Raw genomic sequence first — 8,031 nt, 5'->3', positions numbered from 1 at the left:
CCCCTCGAAAGAGGAGCGGGCGCGCGGCCGGTGCCGGGTGGGTCAGTGGCGGCGGCCGTAGGAGTCGACGTAGCCCTTCGCGGGCGAGCCGACGCCGGTGACGTCGTCGTAGCCCTTGACGGCCTGGAGCGAGCTGTCCTTGCCGAGGCTGCGGACGGAGACGCTCAGACCACCGGTGGCGTCGATGCCGTTGACGAAGTCGACGCGCGCGACCGCGAGGTCCTTGCCGGTCGGCTTGTCCACGACGTCGTGGTACAGCTTCGAGCCGTACTTCGAGTAGATCGCCGGGTTGGCGAAGCCGATCGCCTTGCCGCCCTGGGCCTGCTGGGCGAGGGCCTGGACGGCCGCGATGACCGGCGCGGCCAGCGAGGTGCCGCCGATGCGGTACTCGGCGTACTGCTGCGACCCGTCGGGGAAGGTCTGCGTCTGGCCGACGAGGAAGCCGGTGTTCGGGTCGGCGATGGCCGCGATGTCAGGCACGACGCGGTTGCCGGCCGCGTTGTTGGCCGTGGCCAGCGCGCCGGGGACGACGTTCTTCTGGTAGTACGGCTGCGGCACGGTCTTGCTGGTGCCGCCGCCCGCGCCGGAGGTGTAGGCGCCGGGGAAGCCCTCCCAGCTCTTGCCGTCGGCCGACAGGGTCGCCTTGTCGGTGCCCCAGCCGGTCTCCCACAGGTACTTGTTCCCCTTGCCGACGGCCAGCGAGGTGCCGCCGACCGCGGTCACCCACGCCGAGTTGGCCGGGGTGTCGACCTGCTTCGTGCCGGTGTTGGCGACCTCGTCGCCGTTGTCACCGGAGGAGAAGTAGAAGCCGATGCCCTCCACCGCGCCGAACTGGAACACCTGGTCGTAGGCGGCGGCCAGGTCCGGCGTCTGGTTGGCCTCGATGTCGCCCCAGGAGTTGGAGACGATGTCGGCCAGGTGGTTGTCGACGACCTTGCTGAGCGAGTCGAGCAGGTCGTCGTCGTAGCAGGAGGCGGCGCCCACGTAGGTGACGTTCGCGTCCGGCGCGACCGCGTGCACGGCCTCGACGTCGAGGGTCTCCTCGCCGTACCAGCCGGACGCCTTGCACTCCTCGGTCTTGGTGTACTGGTCGGGGAGCACCTGGCGCAGCTGGCTGGTCTTCCACGCCTGGTCGCCGTTCTTCTTCGCGTACGCGGCCGCGTCGAAGGCGATCGTCGGCGAGGCGTAGGCGTCGGTGATGGCGACGCGGACGCCCTTGCCGGTGTACTTGCCCGCGCCGTAGGCCGAGCGCAGCTGCTTGCCCGTGTAGCCCTTGACGGCGTACGGGATCTTCTGGCCGTAGGCGGACGGCAGCGTCTTCGCGACGTTCGAGCCGTAGTACGAGGAGAACGGCCCGGAGTTCTTGAACACCGCGTCCGGCGGCGGCAGCTGGTCCTCGTGGTTCGACTTGTGCGGGGCGTTGTCCAGGCCGGTGACGGTCAGGACGGCGCCCTGCAGGCCCGCCGGCACGGAGGCCGACCGGGCCGGCGCGCGGTAGGTCTTCGAACCCTTGGCGAAGTTGTGCATCTCGGTGCCGAACGCCTTCTCGGCGGCGGCGACGTCACCCGAGACGGCGACGTAGTGCGGGGTGACCGAAGTGACCTTCAGACCCGCCGACTTCAGCCAGGACTTGACGGCGGCCACCTGGGCCTCGGTCGCGCCGAAGCGCGCCTGCGCCTGCTCGGCGCTCAGGTACTTGCCGTACTGCGGCGAGGACGGGTCGGCGACCGCCTTGGCGTACGCCGCCAGGCCCGCGGCGTCGCGGCCGGCCAGGTACACCCGGGCGTTGACCTGGGCGCTGTTCGCGGTGGCGCCCTTGTCCGCCTTGGCCGTCGCCCACGCGGGCTTGGTGCCCGCGATCGCGTTGCGGGCGTCCGGGTGGCCCGCGGCGTGGGCCGCGGGTATGCCGAGCACCAGCGCACCGGCGACCATCGGCAGTGTCGCTGCCAGGCTCACTCCGGTACGCACGGTGGCGCGGTTGGATCTCATATAACCCCCTGCGATGCGGATCGCATGTAACGCAATGAGTGGTTGGACCTCGCGTGATCCGTGTGACGGCCGCGGCGGTTCGGCCCCTGAATGGATCACACGATCGAGTGCCACTCTTCCCGAAGAACCGTTCATGCCAGGGGAATGGGCAGGCCAAGAGAAACCCAAGGAACCGTCAGGAGTGATGTATAGCGGACGAATTGCGGACTTCGTTCCCCGGATTCCGGTCGTCCGTGGTCGAGAACCGGGCGCCGTGCGGACGCCTGGCGGCGGTCGGCATCCAGCAGAAGGGCCCTGACGGCTGACGGGGCCTACCAGGGCCTAACGGGGTTCCGCGCCACGCTTCTTGAGCATGTCGGCCATGAGCCGGATCTCCGACTGCTGCGCGTCCACCATGCCCTGCGCCAGCCTCTTCTCCACCCCCACCGTGCACCGGGCGGCACACGCCTGCGCCATGTGGATACCGCCCCGGTGATGGGCCGTCATCAACCGGAGGTAGAACACCTCGGCCTGCCGGCCGCGGAGCCGGCCGAGCTTTCGCAGCTGCGTGTCGGTGGCCATGCCGGGCATCAGCGCACCGTCCGCACCGGCGACACCATCCGCACGGTCCGCACGGTCCGCACGGTCCGCACCGGCCTCGTCCGAGGCGGTGCTCCCCGTCCCCATCGCCATCCCCATCCACGCCATCGGCGGGGCTGCCGACACCTTCGGCAGCCCCCACAGGTCCAGCCAGCCCAGCAGCATGCCGCGCTGGTTGGCCTGGGTCTGCGCGATGTCGTAGGCGAGACGGCGCACTTCGGTGTCGTCCGTGCGGTCGCGGACGATGTACGACATCTCGACGGCCTGCTGGTGATGGACCGCCATGTCCCGGGCGAAACCGGCGTCCGGGGAGTCGGCGGCCGGCACGGTGAGGGCCGGCGCCGAGGCGGCCGGAGCGCCACCGGGGCCACCGGACCGGCCGTGCGTCCCCGTCCCGTCCTCGCCCGCGGCGACCCCGTAGGCGATCGCCCCGGCCGCGACCAGCGCCGTGGCCACGGCACCCGCGACCAGCCCGGCGACCCTCACTGGCCCACCCCGCCCGTACAGGCGGCCCCCGGCTCCGGCGTCTGGGGACCCTGGACGAACTTTGCGAAGAACGCGTCCACGTTCGGGTCGGCCGCGCCCGTCACCGTGCGCTGGTGCGCCCACGCCGACAGCATGATCGGGTCCTTCTGGCCGGCCACCGGGCTCATGAGCGTGTACGGCGTCCTGCGCACCTTCGCCGCGAGCGCGGCCACGTCCGCCTTGGGCGCCTTGGCGTTGTACGTCACCCAGACCGCGCCGTGCTCCAGCGCGTGCACGGCGTGCTCGTTCTTCAGCGGCGCGGTGTAGACGTCGCCGTTGCAGTTCTGCCAGACGGGGTTGTGGTCCCCGCCGACCGGGGGCTCCATCGGGTAGGTCACGGGGGCGGTGGTGTGGGTACGGCCGAGCGTGCCCTGCCAGGTCCGCACGCCGTCCGCGCCGGTGACGAAGTGGCCGGAAGCACCCTTGCCGCTCTGACCGTTCTTGCCGCTCTGGTCGTTCTTGGCGCTCTTGTCGGTCATGCCGCCCGGGGTCTGTGCCGCCGCCGACGTGCTCGCCTTCGCGGCCGGTTCCGTGTCGCCGGACCGCGACTGGACGAGCACCACGCCGCCGACGGCCAGGCCCGCGACGACGACCACGCTCGCCGCGACGGCGAGGGCGCGGTTGCGGCGCTGCCGGGCCCGGTCGGCACGGCGCATCTCCTCGATGCGCGCCTTGCGCTGCCCGGCGACGGTGCTGTCCGGCTGGTTGGCGGAGCCCATGGGGGAGCCCTTCGTGTCACGGTCGGATGGAACGGGAGAGGAGCGGGAGGGCGGAGCGGGGAGAGGAGCGCGGGGTGGAGCGGGAGGGCGGAGCGGGGAGAGGGTGCGCGCTGATGGTAGTGGGGGTGGCGGGGCGAGGGGGAGGCCTCGAAGCGTCAGAGGTGAGCCGGGGAAGGGGGACGGGCCGCGGGCTGACCGTGGAGGGGGCCGGGCCAGAGGTGAGCGCCAGATAAGTTGAACCGCAGATGCGCATTATTTAGGCTTGCCGCATGCGGTTGCTGCGCTCCACCGACATGGCGCTGCGCGTCCTGATGCGGCTCGCCGTCGCGGGCGAGTCCAGCCCCACGACCCGGGAGGTCGCGGCGGACATGGGCGTGCCGTACACGCATGCCGCGAAGGTCGTCGCCGAACTCCAGCACCGCGGACTGCTCGCCGCCCGCCGCGGCCGGGGCGGCGGCCTGACCCTGACCGAGGCGGGCCGCGGCGCGTCGGTCGGCGCGATCGTGCGCGCCCTGGAGGGCGAGGGCGACGTCGCTGACTGCGAGGGCGCGAACCCCTGCCCGCTGAACTCCGACTGCCGGCTGCGCGGCGCCCTGCGGAGGGCCCAGGAGGCGTTCTACGCCGCCCTCGACCCGCTCACCGTCGCCGACATGGTCGCCGCCCCGACGGGCCCGCTGCTGCTGGGGCTGCCGAGCGCGCGCGGCGCGTCCGGCGCGTGACGCCGACCGGAACCGGGATCTGAACGGGACCGGGATCTGACCGGGACCGGTGCGTGACCGTAACCGGCATGCGACCGTAACCGGCATGCGACCGTAACCGGCATCCGACCGGAACCGGCATCCGACCGTGACCCACACCGTCAGGACGTACGCGAACGCGAAAAGCCGGCCGAAGGCGGTCGGGGGAACCACCTCCGGCCGGCAGCTTTCACGCCGGGCCGGGTCGGCCGCGCAGCCGTCGAGCCGCGCAGCCGTCGAGCCGCGCAGCCGTCGAGCCGCGCCGCCGTCGAGCCGCGCCGCCGTCGGGTCACGTCAGGCCGCCTCGGACCACGTCAGGCCGCGTCAGCGGCCTCCTTGGCCAGCCACAGGTCCGGGCCGAAGACCTCGTAGTGGATGTCGGCGGGGGCCACGCCCTTGCCGATGAGCTGCTCGCGCACCGCCCGCATGAACGGCAGCGGGCCGCACAGGTAGGCCTGGGTGCCGGCCGGTACCGCGACCTCGGCGAGGTCGACCCGGCCGGGCCGCCCGGCGTCCGCGGCGTCCGCGGCGTCCGCGGCGTCCTCGTCGTACTGCTCGTAGAAGAAGACCGTGCGCGCGTCCGCCAGCTTGGCCGCGTAGGCCTCGTGATCGCCGCGCAGGGCGTGCGTGGCGGGGGAGCGGTCGGCGTGGACGACGGTCACCGGGGCGCCGTGCCCGGCGTCGGCGAGCTGCTCCAGCATGGCGATCATCGGGGTGACGCCGATGCCCGCGGAGGCGAGCAGCAGCGGGGCGGAGGTGTCCTCCAGGACGAGGTCGCCGTAGGGGGCGGACAGCTGGAGGACGTCGCCCTCGCGCACGTGGGCGTGCAGGTGGTTGGAGACCTCGCCGTCGGGGGTCGCGGCGTCGCCGCTCACCCGCTTGACGGCGAACTGCCGCTCCGGGGAGCCGGGGGCCGCGGTCAGGCTGTACTGGCGGATCTGCCGGGCGCCGTCCGCGAGGGTGACGCCGACGGAGACGTACTGACCGGCGCGGTAGCCGGGCACCGGGCCGTCGTCGGCGGGGCGGAGCTTGAAGGTGGCGACGTCGGCCGTCTCCTCGGTCCGCTCGACGACCTTCCACTCGCGCCAGCCGGTCTGCTCGCTCTGGGCGTACAGCCGCTTCTCGATGGCTATGAGGGCGTTGGCCATCAGCCAGTAGACCTCGGTCCAGGCGGCGGCGACCTCTTCGGTGACGGCGTCGCCCAGCACCTCGGCGATGGCGGCGAACAGGTGTTCGTGGACGATCGGGTACTGCTCGGGGACGATGCCGAGGGAGGCGTGCTTGTGGGCGATGCGGTGCAGCATCAGGTCGGGACGCTGGTCCGGGTTGTTCACCAGGTGGGTGGCGAAGGCGGCGATCGAGCCGGCGAGGGCCTGCTTCTGGGCGCCGGAAGCCTGGTTGCCACGGTTGAACAGGTCACGCAGCAGTTCGGGGTGGGCGTCGAACAGCTTGGCGTAGAACAGCTCGGTGATCTCGCCGATGGCCGCGCCCACGGCGGGCAGGGTCGCGCGGACGGTGGCTGCTGACTGCTCGGACAGCATCGTTGGACTCCTCGATGGTTCGACTGCTCGATCGCTCGTCTGATCGAAACGGTAGAGAAACTTGCATTTGAGATGCAAATTAAACGACCGTGGTGTCGCTCACGTTTCCTCCACATGTCGGGCACTTCACCTGTCGTGCACGCGGGTGCGGCTTCGGCCGTTACGAGGGGGCCGCTCAGGGGGCAAGATGGGCGGCAGAGCGGCACACCCGGCGAGGCGGCACGGCCGGGCGCGGAACAGCCGGACGATCAAGGTCCGCAACGCGTGTGAAACGGTGATGTGGTGTGATGCTCGCGTGCCCGACCGCCTCCCGTGACGACATACGGACACAGGCGGCCTGACCAGCAAGGATGGGGAAGCGGAAGATGGACAAGCAGCAGGAGTTCGTGCTCCGGACGTTGGAGGAGCGCGACATCCGGTTCGTACGCCTGTGGTTCACGGACGTGCTGGGCTTCCTCAAGTCCGTGGCCGTGGCCCCCGCCGAGCTGGAACAGGCCTTCGACGAGGGCATCGGCTTCGACGGCTCCGCCATCGAGGGCTTCGCCCGGGTCTACGAGTCCGACATGATCGCCAAGCCGGACCCGTCCACGTTCCAGATCCTCCCGTGGCGCGCCGAGGCCCCGGGCACGGCCCGCATGTTCTGCGACATCCTCATGCCGGACGGCTCCCCGTCCTTCGCCGACCCCCGCTACGTCCTCAAGCGCGCCCTCGCCCGGACCTCCGACCTCGGCTTCACGTTCTACACGCACCCGGAGATCGAGTTCTTCCTGCTGAAGAACCGCCCGCTGGACGGCTCCCGCCCCACGCCCGCCGACAACTCCGGCTACTTCGACCACACCCCGCAGGCCATCGGCATGGACTTCCGCCGCCAGGCGATCACCATGCTGGAGTCGATGGGCATCTCGGTGGAGTTCTCCCACCACGAGGGTGCGCCCGGACAGCAGGAGATCGACCTGCGCTACGCCGACGCGCTCTCCACCGCGGACAACATCATGACGTTCCGCCTGGTCATGAAGCAGGTCGCGCTGGAGCAGGGTCTCCAGGCCACCTTCATGCCGAAGCCGTTCTCGGAGTACCCGGGCTCCGGCATGCACTCCCACCTCTCCCTCTTCGAGGGCGACCGGAACGCGTTCTACGAGTCCGGTGCCGAGTACCAGCTCTCCAAGGTCGGCCGCTCCTTCATCGCGGGACTGCTCCGCCACGCGGCGGAGATCTCGGCGGTCACCAACCAGTGGGTCAACTCCTACAAGCGCATCTGGGGCGGCAGCGAGCGCACCGCGGGCGCCGGCGGCGAGGCCCCGTCCTACATCTGCTGGGGCCACAACAACCGCTCGGCCCTGGTCCGCGTGCCCATGTACAAGCCCGGCAAGACCGGCTCGGCCCGCGTGGAGGTCCGCTCGATCGACTCCGGCGCGAACCCGTACCTCACCTACGCCGTCCTCCTGGCCGCCGGTCTCAAGGGCATCGAGGAGGGCTACGAACTCCCGCCCGGCGCCGAGGACGACGTCTGGGCCCTCTCCAACGCCGAACGCCGTGCCATGGGCATCGAACCCCTCCCGCAGAACCTCGGCGAGGCCCTGACCCTCATGGAGAACAGCGACCTCGTCGCCGAAACCCTCGGCGAACACGTCTTCGACTTCTTCCTGCGCAACAAGAAGCAGGAGTGGGAGGAGTACAGGAGCGAGGTCACGGCGTTCGAGCTGCGGAAGCATCTGCCGGTGCTGTAGGCACAGGCTGGCGCGGGTTCGCCAGGACAGCCGGGCGGCACGGGAGGGGCAGTACGCGAGTACCGCCCCTCCCTGTCGGCGCCGGCCACCCGATGCGGGTCGGCCGACCCGTGGTCAGCTCAGTGCGTTGTAGGTGTTCCAGCCTGCGCCGATTTTGACTCGGGTGGCGTAGGGGGCGGAGGTACGGCCGGTTCCCTTGTAGAGCCAGAGGACG

6 protein-coding genes are annotated in these 8,031 nt (G+C 71.1%); 2 read left to right on the top strand and 4 right to left on the bottom strand.

Going from position 1 to position 8,031, the window contains the following annotated elements; genetic code table 11:
* Positions 1-42: 42 nt before the first annotated feature.
* The 3 genes from ACFC02_RS23245 to ACFC02_RS23235 form a co-directional block, all read right to left on the bottom strand.
* On the bottom strand, positions 43-1,989 hold the full coding sequence (locus ACFC02_RS23245) for a protease pro-enzyme activation domain-containing protein (RefSeq protein ID WP_376360454.1): 1,947 nt from the start codon (positions 1,987-1,989) through the stop codon (positions 43-45).
* 321 nt (positions 1,990-2,310) lie between these two features.
* Positions 2,311-3,054: a DUF305 domain-containing protein gene (locus ACFC02_RS23240; RefSeq protein WP_376360451.1), complete on the bottom strand. Its 744-nt coding sequence runs from the start codon at positions 3,052-3,054 to the stop codon at positions 2,311-2,313.
* Positions 3,051-3,812, bottom strand: coding sequence for a DUF3105 domain-containing protein (locus ACFC02_RS23235; RefSeq protein WP_376360449.1), 762 nt, complete (start codon positions 3,810-3,812; stop codon positions 3,051-3,053). Before ACFC02_RS23235 ends, ACFC02_RS23240 begins: the two co-directional genes overlap by 4 nt.
* Positions 3,813-4,081: 269 nt before the next feature.
* Between ACFC02_RS23235 and ACFC02_RS23230 the strand changes: the two genes are divergently transcribed.
* Entirely contained in the window at positions 4,082-4,531 is a 450-nt protein-coding gene (locus ACFC02_RS23230; RefSeq protein WP_360968510.1) for an Rrf2 family transcriptional regulator, read from the top strand.
* Between the two features lie 332 nt (positions 4,532-4,863).
* On the opposite strand, the gene ACFC02_RS23225 is transcribed toward ACFC02_RS23230, so the two are convergent.
* Positions 4,864-6,090 (bottom strand): globin domain-containing protein, encoded by a 1,227-nt coding sequence (locus ACFC02_RS23225; RefSeq protein ID WP_376360445.1) that lies wholly within the window; start codon positions 6,088-6,090, stop codon positions 4,864-4,866.
* 365 nt (positions 6,091-6,455) lie between these two features.
* Here ACFC02_RS23225 and glnA point away from each other — a divergent pair, with 365 nt between their 5' ends.
* Positions 6,456-7,817 (top strand): type I glutamate--ammonia ligase, encoded by a 1,362-nt coding sequence (gene glnA, locus ACFC02_RS23220; RefSeq protein ID WP_376360442.1) that lies wholly within the window; start codon positions 6,456-6,458, stop codon positions 7,815-7,817.
* Positions 7,818-8,031: the final 214 nt, after the last annotated feature.

Source organism: Streptomyces sp. NPDC056160 (assembly GCF_042268205.1).
Classification (GTDB): Bacteria; Actinomycetota; Actinomycetes; order Streptomycetales; family Streptomycetaceae; genus Streptomyces.
The sequence above is the reverse complement of the archived record's forward strand: the minus strand, read 5'-3'. Positions and strand labels throughout refer to the sequence as shown.